Source organism: Paenibacillus sp. 1-8, assembly GCF_056316205.1.
In genome coordinates this window covers 5,133,503-5,147,470 of the sequence record NZ_CM149995.1, presented here as the reverse complement: position 1 = coordinate 5,147,470, position 13,968 = coordinate 5,133,503, and the positions used below count along the sequence as shown (strand labels likewise).

Genomic DNA, 13,968 nt, shown 5'->3' with positions numbered 1-13,968 from the left:
TTCATTATATTATAAGTTTTCCAATTCTTCTTTTTGTTTAAATTTGCACATTCCAAAGCTCACACTGAAAGGGTGATTTATTCATGGAAATAACACCTACGATTCGGGCAGAAATTGAAAGATATCTCAAACAGAAAGGCTTGAGTATGACCCGGTTTGGTCATATCACTAATTTGAATGTAGGTACAGTTAGCGGCATCATCACAGGCAATCGTTCTTTATCTGTTAATCAACTGGACCGCATTACGATGGGCATGAATTTACCACCGGATTATTTTTATGAGCGATTTGTTGAAGAGTGCGTTGAAGAATCCCCACTCAACTGGCGGAGAGTAAAACCTTTCGTGTATCGTTGTGTTGAGTTAGGGCGGTTTGATTGCCTACAGCGTGCTGTAAGTATGTTTCTAGATAATCCGATCCACAGTCTTTCGCTCTTTAAACTAGCCGAGGACTTGTTCACCAAAGGTTATCGGGACACAGCAGCTTACCTTTATGAAAACGCGGCTGTGAGTGAAAGAAAGCAGCATTCAGAACGGCTTGCTTTATGCCAGTATCGGCTATTTAGCATCCGGACAGGGGAAAATCAGGCTCAAAATCTACAAGCGGCTGCTAAATTTGAATCTTTTGTCGACCGTTTGGATGAAATTGACCAACTGGATGCCTTGAAAGACTTGGCCAACGTGTATAGATCATTGAGCATGTGGGATAAGGCCTATAAATTTTCATGCCAAATGTATAAATTAGGACAAATTCAGTACAATTTGGTTCATAACTCCAAGCGAGAAATAAAATCGGTAAAGAAACTTAGCAGACCTCTGTTTGTATACATAGCTTATGCTGAACTGATGTGTGCACACGCTTGTGACGCGAATGGAGATCATGAACAGGCTTTAGAGCATATACGTGGCTATACTGATCTAAGCTGGGTTAAAGAAACAGATTCAGATACACTCCATTGGCTAGGTAAATTTCAGCGATGGGCCAAAATTAATACTTACGTAAATAGGCTTATGTCTGGAGATATTAGCGTGCTACCAGATTACGTTAATCATATATTAGGCGAACAACACATATTTAATGAACTTTTGAATTTAGTTGAAGCAGCCAATAAATACAATATTGATGTGGATCACATCCTCCATCGCTTTGAACCTAGAATTGCGTCGTATAAGGAACCATCTCCTGTTGAGCCGTTTTTACTGCAACAGCAAGCACGATTTTGGTACAAGCTGGCTAAGTACAGCTTTAACAAAGGTAGATATCCATATGGTTTCAAATGTTTAATAGACGCTTTTGAAAAAGCTGGTACAATTAATCATTCACTACTAATTGCCAATTGTGCAGGTTTGTTTGAACGTTTTAGAGCGTATGCCGATCCTGAAATGCTGGCTCATTACGACATGTGGGAAAGAAATGATAAAAAAGATAGCTTTTAACCTTAGTAACAGCTAGTTTCTTACTGGTATTCGTAGTACCAGTACCAGCTCAAAATCCAACCTTTGGAACATTCCAACCGCAAGATCATGTTGGCACAGCTTAATCAATAAGAATTATTACCTTGGCCAGCCCTTAAGCTGGCTTTTTTTGTTTATTTTGTTGTTTTGGCTAAAAAAAGAACATGCCGTATTTGTTCATTACCTCATAAAATAATTTACTAGGGGGTAATGAACATGAACATAGATGAAACCTTAACGTTAAATCAACAGATAGAAAGTGCCAGACAACGATTGCATGATCTTTATGGACAGTATGGTTTTGGACATGCTTGCGTATTTGAGCAGGCTATGATTTTGGACGAACTAATTAATCAGTACAATCGTATGTATCAGACTAAGAAGTTACATCACCACTATGTTCAGTCAGAAACCTCAGACACCACATCCTTTGTATGCAAAGATATTCCTCCTCTTAATCCCACATAACAATCATAATTATTCAATAAAATGGATTATTTGAGATAAAAATAAAAACGCAAGCCCATGTAATAAAAGGTAAAAAATTGGTGTGTAATTTACATTTATAGTAGCAGCCAAGCTGCTACGCCTGAAACGATAGTTCATGGTGAGTCGGATATGCGTTGGGATGGTAACGGGATTTTTATTCATTTTACTGGCTTCTGAGCCGTTGTCCGTTTCTGCCTTTCAAAATTTGAGAGGCGGGACAGGCGACCAGTGCATCGGTCGTTTTGAGCTTTAATTGGAGGAATATGTCTACAGACAATAAAGTTATGTACTAAACAATAAAGTTGTGTACTAATCGAGAAATAGACAATAAAGTTGTGTACTAAATATTAATGAAACATAATAAAAGAATCACTTTTAGTAAAATCAAAAGCCTGATGAACAAGTGTCATCAGGCTTTGTTAAAATCAGGACGGCTGCTTTGGTTTAAATAATAGAGAGCGATATTATGGTAAAGAAATATTAGAAAAATTAAAGACAGGAGAACATATTTATAAGGATTTAACGTACATATTTTTAGAATTTTATTAAAAAAATATTTGTAGTTGACTCGCTAGTACACAACTTTATTGATCGAAGATAGTGTCATAATTAGTGAGAAAATTTACAGGTTGAACGAGAAAAATTATCATAATTGATGTTCGAAGAAAATAAAGTTGTAGACTGGAGTTGCTGATTTTACGCGATTGTCCATTTCAAAGGTCGTCAGCTTTTGAGAAATATGTTTTAGACTGATCCGACAAATGCAACAGCGGCAGATAAGGACGCGAAAATAAAATTCTAGACTGGCCGCTGTTGTGGTCAACATTCAACTATCGTGTCCTGTTAGCCTAATAACTCTGCAGTTTGTAAGAAAGCGTCCAGCCGCTCCTTTTGAAGAAGATGATGACGGTAATGCATCTCCACCATCGTGAACCATTCGACCGCGTTTAACGCGCCGAAGGCTACGGCCGGATGAGTCGCCTTTCGCTGCAGCCGCTCTGGGTCTATGTTCTGCAGCGACGCCCCAATCTCATGCATGCGGCGCATTGCTTCCTCCAGCTTGGCGACAAGCTGCTCCTTGCTCTCTGGCTGAGGAGGCGTATATTGCAAGTCGGCCGGTACCTGAATGCGAACCGGTGGGAAGCTCCCTTGCTCAAACACGGCATGGCCGGCCTCCGTCTTCCCGCCGCCCTCCTCGCTGCCGCCACCGAGCGCCATGCACTGCTCCGCAAGACGGAGCTGCAAGTTCAGCGTGGAATGGGGCAGATGCAGGTACATTTGCCCAAGCGACCATTCGTTCTCGCTTGGCTTGCGACACAGTTCCGCCAGACTATACTTATCCAGCTCCCGAACATAATGCTTCGAAATCTCGTCGAACCTTACCAAAATATCCTTAATCCCTATGTTCTTGTTCATCAAGATCATCTCCTCGAATACTGAATTACTCTCATCATATGAGAGGGCTCAAGAAAAAAGCATATTCGTAGTTTATATCATTTATACTTTATTTTCCAGTCTAAGGCTATATTTTCTAATTACACCGTCCGCCGTCGCTAGCGCGCCGATCGCAAAGCTGGACTTCATTCCGGAAGAGCCGGGAGAGCAAGCTGCAGCTGCGCATGCGGGCCACGCGTCGCCAGTCTATAACTTTATTATCTCAGTCTAGTTCTTTATTGTTTAGTCTAAAACATTATTATTCGCTAACAATTGACAATGAAGAAGTAGAACAACTTCTTATTGATTGTATAAATACGCATTTTTAGAGTTGCGTATATTCTCATAAAATTTGAAAAATTAGGGTGGACCGAATAACTTCGAGTCAATGAGTTCTCACTAATTATGAAAATGATCGTTGAATTATCATATATTCAGCTTGTTGTTTACGTATATGAAGTTGTGTTCTAAGTATTAATGAAACATAAAAAAAGTACGCTCTTTATTGAAAACAAGAGCGTTGAACAAGTATCATCAGTCTTATGTTAAAATCAGGGGACGGCTGCTTTGGTTTAAATATAGAGCGGTAATATGGTAAGGCAATATTAGTAAAGTTAAAGATTTTAACGTACATATTTTTATAATCTTGATAAAACACAAATATTGGATTTTGGTACACAACTTTATTGTCCGAAGAGAGAATACGAAGGAGCGTCATCCAATTTAATAACAAGGGATAATTAATTGAATGGTCGTGAGTGTATGGGAAGAGTAGAATTTGTTAGCTGCAAAATGTGATATCTGATGGAACAGACTCAGAAAAAGGCTATGGTCGCCGATGGATATATCATTGGATAGATAAGAGAGAGTAGACAGAACAATAAATTGACCTTGGAGGAAGTGAATGACCTCATGGCTGCGTATGAGCTGCTTCTTCTTCAAAACCTATTCAACCTTTCAAAAGGCAATAAAAAAGCTACTCATCATTGAGCGACTTATCTGCCTATGTATTACGGTTATCAGCATGAAAATACCGATATCCGGCTTTTATATTACGCTTTATATACTTTATGTGCACCAAATGAACACAGGCGCTTATTTAAAACCCGTCAAACGGTCACTTAAGAAAATATCTTCAAATGAAGTAGCTGGCAAGGCACATTCTTTGAATTGCACACTTTTTTAAAGTTACCCTTACTTCAATAAATGCCCCTTACTACATAACATAAAACTATGCAGCAGGGGCGGGCATACAATTCAATACTAAATCAGTTTACAACACTTGTATCCTTAAATTACAATTCACTTCTTGACGAGCCTAATTTACCATAAGCTTGACCTGACATTTTAGTATTACTTGTGCTATAAGTAGCATAAAATTCTCCCGTAGGCCAAGCTGAAGGGCTTACCCACTCAAAAGGGACACCATCAGGACGTATCGTTGCTTCTTTTACAACCGAACCACTAGCTGATCCTTTGTGTAAAGCGAATTTAATATTCTCACTGCCTGTATTCTTCACCCATATTTTAACGTAACCCATTCCCGCTGGGATCTTAAAAGACGCTTCTGATTGTTGACCACCCAATGTAATGTCAAACGCAGGCTGTGTGGATTGAGGAGTGATAACATGACCCCCTGCTGTTGGTGTAGTCACATCAGTCGATGTGTTTGCAGATTGGGAGACTGCTGCTGAGTCAGTTGTAGCCGATGCAACATCGGTCGTAGCTGCTACAGAAGCAGTTAATGGAATTGCAAGAGCTAAAGACAAGACCGATAATAAAGACACTTTTTTAATGTTTTTCATATTCATAGCCTTTTCTCTCATTAAAATTTGTTTTTACCTAAACTGATCTTACCCTTAAAGAGTTAATAAAGTGACCCCTTCTTTGGATACCTTCTTTTTCCCGTTTGCTGATCGTGGAACATGGGCAACCCCTCCTTAATATAAAAAGGCCGGCACATTGGCCGACCTGATAACCACTCATAAGCGGTTTTGATATTATTATTCCAATTCGCCTCTTGTAGTACCTGTACGAACTGACAATTGACCCGACATATCAGCACTACCACTTGTAAGGTTAACATAAAAATCACCGGTAGACCAAGCACTTGAGTTAATAGGAGAAGACCAATCTTCACCGGGATATATAGTTCCACTAAGCTTAACCGTGCCTGCACCTGAGCCTTGAGTTACTGTTAACTTAATTTTTTGACTGCCATTATTGCGTACCCATACTTTAACGTATCCATACCCTGCACGAATGGTGAAAGGCTTTGACATTTCTGTACCCCTAAGTCGTACATCAAGCACAGGATCAGTGGCCTGAGGAGTAATGACGTGATCCCCCACTTTTGGCGCAAACACATCAGTCGATGTGTTTGCAGATTGGGAAACTGCTGCTGAGTCAGTTGTAGCTGGTGCAACATCGGTCGTAGCTGCCGCAGAAGCAGTTAATGGTATTGCAACAGCTAAAGACAAGACAGATAATAAAGACACTTTTTTAATGTTTTTCATATTCATAGCCTTCTCTCTCATTAAAATTTGTTTTTACCTGAACTGATCTTACCCTTAAAGAGTTAATAAAGTGACCCCTTCTTTCCAAGACAAGAATGGTCTTTATTAATCAACTCCATTATGTATAAGTTCCAATCTTGTCATATGACTAATAAAGAACGTTCAAAATACAGCCACACTATTAATAGCTGAATATTGAATTTTGTTGTCTTCTCTTACATTATAAGTTTAAAAATCTAATTTTTCAACAAAACTATGGGCAATAATTCCAATATCCTAATGAGGCACGCTGCGGAATTGAACCGCGCAAGGGGTCCGACCAGGTTGTTACCCATGTCCTCACCTTTTTCATGGCTTGGACACATTCAGTACAGAATCGGATGCCCAATGAAACATGCGTGGATGGCTTGTCACAATGGATACAGCGCCCTTCTTTGGATACCTTCTTTTTTCCCGTTTGCTGATCGTGGAACATGGGCAAACCCTCCTTAATATAAAAAGGCCGCCCTTCATAATACCTCCGGGTGAAGTAAGGTTAAGATAGAAATTACCAATAGACTAAGCAATTCCATTAATTCCATCAAATGTTTTACCCGGCTGTACTTTTCCGCTCATCTTAACTGGACCACTAGCTGTTCCCTGAGTTACTGTTATATTAATTGGGGCAGTCCCGTCGTTTGACACAAACACTCTAGCGTATCCATATCCCGTACAGCAAAAGGCACTTTGGCGGCTTTCCCGGAGAAGGTAGAGTAATGAACCGTCGGCAAACCGCTTAACGACGCTTGGTCCACGCCGGAGCGACAGCCTTTCCACGGCTCCAAGGCGGCTTGAGTCCAATACCGCAGGAGTTGAAACACTGTGAATTTGCGGGCTGTATCTTCATAGCCTTGTTCCTCAGCTGCGGCTTTCACTTTGGATTCGCTAAAGATAGATGGTAGCAAGTTCTGAAATAAGGTATACTGATTCATGAGGGTTGCCTCTTTTTGGAATGGTTGGTTGGTACTTTCTATTACCCGAAAAGGCGGCTCTTTTTATCCTATTTTTAGTTAATCAACAGGCCTGAGGTAAAACATAACGACAGTAAGTAAAGGAGTGGGGCCTATGTATCAAGTGGTGCTGGTGAGGCATGGAGAAAGCGTGTATAACCGCCAAAACCTGTTTACAGGCTGGACGGATGTGGACCTGACCGAGCAGGGAACCCATGAAGCCATAGAGGCGGGCCGTATTCTCAAGGAGGCAGGGTATACGTTTGATCTGGCGTTCGCTTCGGTGCTGAAACGATCCATTCGTACGCTGTATCACATTTTGGACGAGCTGGATCATTTGTGGATACCCGTACAAAAGTCATGGAAGCTGAATGAACGCCATTACGGTGCGCTGCAAGGGCTGAGCAAGCTGGATTCTGCTGTCCAATACGGCGAGGAACAGGTTCATATCTGGCGACGCAGCCTGACGGTGCGGCCTCCCATGCTGGATGAACAGGATGAACGCAGTCCTCACAGGGAGGAACGATACCGTAACATTAAGCCGGAAGAGCTGCCGCTTGGGGAAAGTTTGGAGGATACCGTGCATCGGGTCGGTGAGTTTTGGAAGCAGCGGATTGTGCCCTTGGTGCAAAAAAAGGAACGGGTCATTATTTCCGCGCATGGCAATACTTTGCGCGCCTTGATCAAGTATATGGAGAATCTGGACGAGACCGCATTGCTGGATCTAAATATTCCGACAGGCATTCCGCTGGTGTATGAGCTGGACGATCATATAGACCCTATCCGACGCTTTTATCTGGGTGATCCGAGTCATGTGGAGGCGAAAAAGCAGGCTGTGGCCAACCAAAGCAAGGTGACGGAGTAAGATGATACCCAAGAGGACAGGACGCTCTTTCGCATCCTGTCCTCTTGGTGTTGGGCAAAGTTAAGCTCCCAGGTTGTCTTCGGCTTCCGGGCTGTCATTGCCAGTGGGAAGCGCCCATACCGATACGCTGCCAGCGCGAACCGGAAATAAGCCGTAGCCGTCCTGCCCGATCGTTATAATGTGGTTGTGATGTCCTGTCAAATCAGTCCATTGCTCTCCTGCGCGCTGTTTCCCTACGAACATACGCTTTTCTCCGTTGTCTGCATTGGTGACCACTACAGCGCAGCCGGAGCCTTCCAATTCAGGAACGCCCTGACGCACCCATCCAATTGTATGGGGATCATCAAAATAATCCTTTTGCTCTCCATAGGCTTTATGGTATCGGGCATACAGGAGCGGATCTAACGCTGCCTGCTTGCCTTTCACGGGTGTTTGCCCCTGGATGCCGTAGTAATCGCCGTAGAACACGCAGGGGTAACCATCCTTGCGCAGCAGAATGAGCGCATAGGCGCTGGGCTTGAACCAGTCCTCCACCCAGGATTCGAGCGCTTCATGGGGCTGGGAATCATGATTATCGACAAAAGTAACCGAGTTCAGGGGGTGAGTATGAACTAGCGTATCCTCGAAAATGGTGCTTAGATCGAAATCCTTGCCACTCAAGGAAGCGCTATGTAGTTTATAGTGGAGGGATACGTCAAACAGGTCGATTTTATAATCGATGGTATCCAGGAACTTTTGGCATGATTCCAGATCCGGCTTCCAAAACTCGCCTACCATATAAAAATCCTGTCCACGCTTTTTGATCATTTCCGTCGCGAACTCCCGTACAAATTCATGATTGATATGCTTGATTGCATCCAGACGAAATCCGTTGCATTGCAGAGTGTCCACCAGCCATTTGCCCCAGCGAATCATTTCCCTGCGTACATCCTGATGATTATAGTCAATATTGGCAAACATTAAATAATCATAATTGCCGAATTCATCATCTACATGCTCGCTCCAGCTTTTATTTTTGCCTAAAATACGATAAATTCCTGTCCGGTCCCGACTTGCATCATAATCGGTTCCGTTAAAATGTTCAAAATTCCATTGGAATGTGGAATACTGACCCTGACGGCCGGGAAATGTAAATTTAGTCCACCCTGCGATATCGAAGGGCTCTGAAATGACCTCATTGCGGTTATCCGGGTTAACCTCGACGACCTTGAACACTTCGGTTTCATCCGCACCGGCCTTATGGTTCATGACCAGATCGACATAGACGGTCACACCGTGGCGAACACAGGCGGCAACAGCCTCCAAAAGGTCTTCCCTGGTTCCGTATTTGGTGCGTACCGCACCCTTTTGATTAAACTCACCCAGATCGTAAAGGTCATAGACGCCGTATCCCGTATCCTCGGGCGATTGGCCCTTGGTGACAGGTGGAATCCATATCGCGTCAATTCCTTTAGCCTTCAGTTCCGGTGCTAGGCGGGCAAGCTTCTTCCAGTGAGAACCGTCTGCTTCGACATTCCACTCGAAAAATTGCATCATCGTATGGTTCCTTTTCATGTGCGTCCCTCCTCCATATATAACAAGTTACCCACCAAGTGAGGGGGGCTAAACGTCAGACGGTTAATATGGTGCTAAACGAAGAACAGGCATCGCTGTATAACGTATGCCAAATCATTAAAATTTGTTATACCTTGAAGGCGTATATATTCGATTGGCTAGAAAAGAGAACGTGAAAACGGTAGAATGAATTTAACTTAACCATAGTTCGAGTTTCGGGTAAACCGTGAAGCGCGAGCAAAAGACGGAAGGAGGGGTGGACGTGACAGAACCGCAGCAGAACAAGGATGAAGCAAGCGGACCGCTGATGAAAAAATGTACGTATTGTCAGGAGCTGAAGCCGCTAACGGAGTTTCAGCGCAGAACCGGTCGCCGGGCAGGTCCATATTCCCGGCGTGGCCCTTGCCGTTCCTGCCGGGGGTTAGCGGCGCAGGAACGTGCGTCTGCGTCCGCGTCCGCTCCTTCCGGCGAGGGGACACAGCCCCTCACGGCTTCCCTGGCATCGCATGGCGCTGGGGACGAGGCAACCGTGCAAGGCATGGAGCCGTCAGCACAGCCTGATGCGCAGCCTCAGCCGCCCCGCAGGAAGCCAGTCACGGATAAAGCCCGTGAGCGTCATCGGCAGCGTGTTCGACATTTGCTCAGCAGACTGAAGCCTGCGGATACCAAGGTTCTGCGGCTCAACCGTAACGGCATGATTCGGTTAAGGGGCAAAACCGATCAGGGGAGACGTTGGCATCAGGAGATTGAATTTGATCTGGCGGTTACCCTGGTCAGAGAGCGCATGGCAGTGGTTGTTAATCCGTATACCATTCGCAGACTCTACAGCAATAAGGAATTCCGTCAATATGTGCTCAAGCGTGATCGCTATACCTGCTTTTTCTGCGGGGGTTACGGCGATACCATTGATCATTTGCTTCCCCGTGCCAAAGGAGGACACACAACGCCCGTCAATTGTGTATGTGCTTGCAACGAATGCAATCAATTCAAGGCGGCCCGCGATGTCGATGAATTCATCGAATCCGGTGTGCCGTTGCCGTCTTCTCATGATGTAGAGTCTCCTGAGGACTCCTTATAAACGCAGGGCGCTCCCGCGAATCAGACCGCAAGCGCCCGCGTCGTTGGAGTCCTGCACATCAATGACGAATGTATCAGGATTGGCCTTAATGTGTTGGCGTGCCTCGTATACATATTTTGTGGTGATTTTCATGTGATCGCGATATGAAATTCACTCCCTCTGTTACCCTTTCATGCTATGAAATGACCCTTTTTTGCGGAAAATTGGACAAAATCTAAGTTTATTCTAATTTTTATCTAAAATAACAAATAAAATTTTGCGGAAATTTGTGCAAATTTAAAATTTTTTCGACGTTTGTGTTGTAAACAGTGTAATATAGAGGTATAGGGTTCCGTTTCGGCCTGTTATAGTCACGAAGGAGCGCTTCGTGGGATATTCCGTAGCAGTAACAACAACAGAATACCGTCCGAGCAATATACAATTGGCATCTGCGATGATCAGTCTTGCCCTTTAGGGTATAGGCTTGGTTTTAGCTGTGCTTCTTACATGTTTAAGGGCGTGAATTCATTGAACGTTTTATTGCTAGAGTTTATGGATACAGGTTACGAGAAAGGAATGGACTTCTATTTTCACAGTAAAGGAGGACGTTCACGCATGTCTGAAAACCAACAAGAGGTGGCCGTAACACAAGAAGCTACCAAAGAGTCTCGGGATGTATTGGACCAATTGATGAAACCGGAGGTTCAGCAATCGCTGACCGTGCTGGTTGAGAATCTGCCCAAGTTGACTGAGATGGTTACTTTGATGACCGACGCTTATGATGTAGCCCGTAGTTTGGCAACCGACCCTGTATTTATCGGCGATATGAAAAGCTCCATGGGAGAGTTTGTGAAGCCTGTTACAGATTCGGCTAAAGGCTTGGCCTCTGCTGCTATAGAAGCAGGAGACCGCGTACAAACTACAGACGGCAGTGTAGGTCTGTTTGGCTTGCTCAAAATGCTTAAAGATCCAAATGTACAAAAAACGCTGCGTTTCAGCCAGGCTTTCCTGGATATTCTGAATGAGCGCCAACGCGAGAGCAAATAATTACCTGAACGAGAACGGAGGATGGACATGTCGAAGCAAATTTTGATCTTGGGCGGCGGATACGGCGGCTTGCTGACCGCTCTGACAGCACGCCAGCATCTGGACGCTAGCCAAGCAACCATTACAGTGGTAAACCGCTTTGCGTCGCACCAAATTATTACGGAACTGCACCGTTTGGCGGCAGGTACAATTGCCGAAAAAGCTGTTGCACTTCCTTTGGAAAAACTGCTGCGTAACAAAGAAATTATCCTGAAAGTGGATACTGTTTCCGAAATCAAACCGGACGATAAAAAAGTAACTCTGGCCAGTGGCGCTACGTTGAGCTATGACGCTCTCGTTATTTCCCTGGGCAGCGAAACGGCTTACTTCGGTATTCCGGGTCTGCAAGAACACAGCTTCACACTGAAATCAGTGGCAGAAGCAAACCGCATTCGCGCACACGTAGAAGCTCGTCTGGATGCTTACAAGCAATCCGGCAACAAAGCGGACGCTACAATCGTTATCGGTGGTGGCGGTCTGACTGGTGTCGAGCTGGTGGGCGAATATGCTGACAAGCTGCCTGCGGTTTGTCGTGAAAAAGGCATTAACTACGAAGATATTAACCTGTATTGCGTAGAAGCTGGACCATCTATTTTGGCAGGCTTCCCTCAAGCACTGGTTGATCGTGCAGTAACAAGCCTTGAAAAACGTGGCGTTCAAATCGTAGCCGGTGTACCAATTACGGAAATGAAAGCCGACGAAGTGCTGCTCAAAGACGGACGTTCGATCCAAACGAACACCCTGATCTGGACAGGTGGCGTACAAGGCAACGCATTGGTTGGCGCATCCGGTATCGAAGTGAACCGTGGCCGCGCAACCGTGAACGGTGCACTGCAATCGACTTCCCATGAAGACATCTTCCTCGCTGGTGACAGCGCAGTGGTGTTCCCTGGTGAAGGCGAGCGTCCATACCCTCCAACTGCACAGTTGGCTTGGCAAATGGGCGAGACGGTGGGTTACAACCTTTTTGCTTACTTTAATGGAGTAAAAATGGAACAATTCACACCTGTATTCTCCGGTACGCTGGGCAGCTTGGGCAGAACAGACGCGATCGGTACTGTAGGCGCGAATGGCACCCAACTGAAAGGTGCTGTAGCTACTTTGATGAAAGAAGGCAGTAACATCCGTTACCTGTCCCACATTAAAGGGCTTTTTGCATTGGCCTATTAATATTTTCTTACTTTTATATGCTTTATCGAAGAGAGCGCAGTTCTGCGTTCTCTTTTTGTTTTGTAGTTAAACCCATTATAAACCAGTATATGTAAAATGTCATGTTCATTTTTTAGTCATATGTTGTAAATTATGGTTGACGCGATATATTCGTGGAGGTATGCTAGTTTTGAAAAATAACTAGGAGGTTTGTGTATGTTTAGGAAAAAAAGTTTTTAGGCATGGGGTTGGCAACCATTCTCATGTGCTCCACACTCTCGGGAAGTCTCGCCTATGCGGAATCGAAATCTAGTACGTACGATGCTTCATTTTTTGAAAATCTCAAACAGCGGGCCATAGTCCATGAGCTTCAAGAACATAAGATCGCCGTTAACCCGAAAGCATCTATTGCTGATCTACTGAATACAGCGGATAGCACATCACTAAAGGGTAAGAATAATAGTGATCTAAAACAAAATCTGGAGAAGCTTAACAAATCGGAATACATATATCTTACGCTTGATGGAGAAGTATACAGCTCAGAAAAAGGTTATGTAGGCATGGCGGATAAAGTTGAACCAAAAGAGGATAGTGTAACGGATGCTACTTATATGGAAACAAGCTCTTTGAGTGAATCAAGCAACAAACATGATGTTTCTATATCAAGTAAATATAATCCCACTCCATCACAAGTAAGTGGAGGGACAACGGGAACTTTCTCAAGGGTTCAATTAAAATTTGACGGATTCGATGGTGTTTCAGGAAATTTTTGGCTACCTTATGTTCATCGCTTGGGAGATGGAGAGCAGCCATGGTTCTACTTCGGATTCGACTCAACAAAAGGACGGGGAGTTGAAGGAGGATTTTCTTACCAGACTGGTCGGAAAGTTTGGCAGGGCTATGTTAGAAACAGTAATCGGTTTGAATATTCTTACGGAACATGGTCAGAAGGAGCAGAAATCAGACCTATGAAATTCTACATTGACCCTAATTCTGCCGATTCCTATCTAATAGTTGGCTCCGAGAAAATTGTCGTTATGATGACTTTTTTTAATGAATCTGATTTTCCTTCGTTGTCTCTCAAAAGAGTTTTTTCAATAGCGAAAAATAACTTTGATGGGAACAATATTTATGGAGCGATAAGTGGGGATTTTTATAATTTACTAGTTTCCAAGGTGAACTCAGATTATTACTATTCTTGGGGAAATTACCCTGAATATTCATTGTGGGACGGGGAAAAATGGTATGGAACTATTGCTTGGCCTACTTAATTATATTAAGTACTATGATCCCGACACTAAGATGGCTAGTTGGATTCAAAACCAAAATAGATGATTAGCACATATTTATGGATGGTAACTACGTTATAAAGTTT

At 43.7% G+C, this 13,968-nt stretch carries 12 protein-coding genes; 7 read left to right on the top strand and 5 right to left on the bottom strand.

What is annotated here, in order from left to right:
• The first annotated feature begins 83 nt into the window (after positions 1-83).
• Both AC0WRU_RS23705 and AC0WRU_RS23700 read left to right on the top strand, forming a co-directional pair.
• Complete coding sequence (locus tag AC0WRU_RS23705) at positions 84-1,436, top strand: helix-turn-helix domain-containing protein (protein WP_476126551.1); 1,353 nt, start codon at positions 84-86, stop codon at positions 1,434-1,436.
• Between the two features lie 234 nt (positions 1,437-1,670).
• Positions 1,671-1,922, top strand: coding sequence for a Spo0E family sporulation regulatory protein-aspartic acid phosphatase (locus AC0WRU_RS23700; RefSeq protein WP_476126550.1), 252 nt, complete (start codon positions 1,671-1,673; stop codon positions 1,920-1,922).
• Positions 1,923-2,786: 864 nt separating this feature from the next.
• On the opposite strand, the gene AC0WRU_RS23695 is transcribed toward AC0WRU_RS23700, so the two are convergent.
• The 4 genes from AC0WRU_RS23695 to AC0WRU_RS23680 all read right to left on the bottom strand — a co-directional run bounded on the left by AC0WRU_RS23695 (position 2,787) and on the right by AC0WRU_RS23680 (position 6,864).
• A complete protein-coding gene (locus tag AC0WRU_RS23695; protein ID WP_452485767.1) occupies positions 2,787-3,359 on the bottom strand; it encodes a DinB family protein in 573 nt (190 codons plus the stop codon).
• A gap of 1,313 nt (positions 3,360-4,672) precedes the next feature.
• Positions 4,673-5,188 (bottom strand): hypothetical protein, encoded by a 516-nt coding sequence (locus AC0WRU_RS23690; RefSeq protein WP_476126549.1) that lies wholly within the window; start codon positions 5,186-5,188, stop codon positions 4,673-4,675.
• A 192-nt stretch (positions 5,189-5,380) separates the two neighbouring features.
• Positions 5,381-5,893, bottom strand: coding sequence for a hypothetical protein (locus AC0WRU_RS23685; protein ID WP_476126548.1), 513 nt, complete (start codon positions 5,891-5,893; stop codon positions 5,381-5,383).
• Between the two features lie 650 nt (positions 5,894-6,543).
• Positions 6,544-6,864, bottom strand: a complete 321-nt coding sequence (locus AC0WRU_RS23680) for a hypothetical protein (RefSeq protein WP_476126547.1) — start codon at positions 6,862-6,864, stop codon at positions 6,544-6,546.
• Between the two features lie 133 nt (positions 6,865-6,997).
• Between AC0WRU_RS23680 and gpmA the strand changes: the two genes are divergently transcribed.
• Positions 6,998-7,747 carry a 2,3-diphosphoglycerate-dependent phosphoglycerate mutase gene (gene gpmA, locus AC0WRU_RS23675; RefSeq protein WP_476126546.1) on the top strand — a complete coding sequence of 250 codons (750 nt, stop codon included), beginning with the start codon at positions 6,998-7,000 and terminating at the stop codon, positions 7,745-7,747.
• 60 nt (positions 7,748-7,807) lie between these two features.
• Here the strand turns inward: gpmA and AC0WRU_RS23670 are convergent, their stop codons facing one another.
• The gene (locus AC0WRU_RS23670; RefSeq protein WP_476126545.1) at positions 7,808-9,301 is read right to left on the bottom strand and encodes an alpha-amylase; all 1,494 of its coding nucleotides are present in this window, start codon (positions 9,299-9,301) and stop codon (positions 7,808-7,810) included.
• A gap of 262 nt (positions 9,302-9,563) precedes the next feature.
• On the opposite strand from AC0WRU_RS23670, the gene AC0WRU_RS23665 reads away from it, so the two are divergent.
• From AC0WRU_RS23665 to AC0WRU_RS23650, 4 genes are all read left to right on the top strand, one after another.
• Positions 9,564-10,379 (top strand): HNH endonuclease, encoded by an 816-nt coding sequence (locus AC0WRU_RS23665; protein ID WP_476126544.1) that lies wholly within the window; start codon positions 9,564-9,566, stop codon positions 10,377-10,379.
• A gap of 594 nt (positions 10,380-10,973) precedes the next feature.
• Entirely contained in the window at positions 10,974-11,405 is a 432-nt protein-coding gene (locus tag AC0WRU_RS23660) for a DUF1641 domain-containing protein (RefSeq protein ID WP_137060749.1), read from the top strand.
• 27 nt (positions 11,406-11,432) lie between these two features.
• A complete protein-coding gene (locus tag AC0WRU_RS23655) occupies positions 11,433-12,614 on the top strand; it encodes an NAD(P)/FAD-dependent oxidoreductase (RefSeq protein ID WP_476126543.1) in 1,182 nt (393 codons plus the stop codon).
• Positions 12,615-12,835: 221 nt separating this feature from the next.
• On the top strand, positions 12,836-13,864 hold the full coding sequence (locus AC0WRU_RS23650) for a hypothetical protein (protein ID WP_476126542.1): 1,029 nt from the start codon (positions 12,836-12,838) through the stop codon (positions 13,862-13,864).
• The last annotated feature ends 104 nt before the right edge of the window (positions 13,865-13,968 follow it).

What these genes read in the sequence shown, in the direction of transcription:
- AC0WRU_RS23685 (WP_476126548.1), bottom strand. Translation starts at nt 5,893, where the DNA reads ATGAAAAACATTAAAAAAGTGTCTTTATTATCTGTCTTGTCTTTAGCT.
- AC0WRU_RS23655 (WP_476126543.1), top strand. Translation starts at nt 11,433, where the DNA reads ATGTCGAAGCAAATTTTGATCTTGGGCGGCGGATACGGCGGCTTGCTG.
- gpmA (WP_476126546.1), top strand. Translation starts at nt 6,998, where the DNA reads ATGTATCAAGTGGTGCTGGTGAGGCATGGAGAAAGCGTGTATAACCGC.
- AC0WRU_RS23700 (WP_476126550.1), top strand. Translation starts at nt 1,671, where the DNA reads ATGAACATAGATGAAACCTTAACGTTAAATCAACAGATAGAAAGTGCC.
- AC0WRU_RS23660 (WP_137060749.1), top strand. Translation starts at nt 10,974, where the DNA reads ATGTCTGAAAACCAACAAGAGGTGGCCGTAACACAAGAAGCTACCAAA.
- AC0WRU_RS23650 (WP_476126542.1), top strand. Translation starts at nt 12,836, where the DNA reads ATGGGGTTGGCAACCATTCTCATGTGCTCCACACTCTCGGGAAGTCTC.
- AC0WRU_RS23695 (WP_452485767.1), bottom strand. Translation starts at nt 3,359, where the DNA reads ATGAACAAGAACATAGGGATTAAGGATATTTTGGTAAGGTTCGACGAG.
- AC0WRU_RS23670 (WP_476126545.1), bottom strand. Translation starts at nt 9,301, where the DNA reads ATGAAAAGGAACCATACGATGATGCAATTTTTCGAGTGGAATGTCGAA.
- AC0WRU_RS23705 (WP_476126551.1), top strand. Translation starts at nt 84, where the DNA reads ATGGAAATAACACCTACGATTCGGGCAGAAATTGAAAGATATCTCAAA.
- AC0WRU_RS23690 (WP_476126549.1), bottom strand. Translation starts at nt 5,188, where the DNA reads ATGAATATGAAAAACATTAAAAAAGTGTCTTTATTATCGGTCTTGTCT.
- AC0WRU_RS23680 (WP_476126547.1), bottom strand. Translation starts at nt 6,864, where the DNA reads ATGAATCAGTATACCTTATTTCAGAACTTGCTACCATCTATCTTTAGC.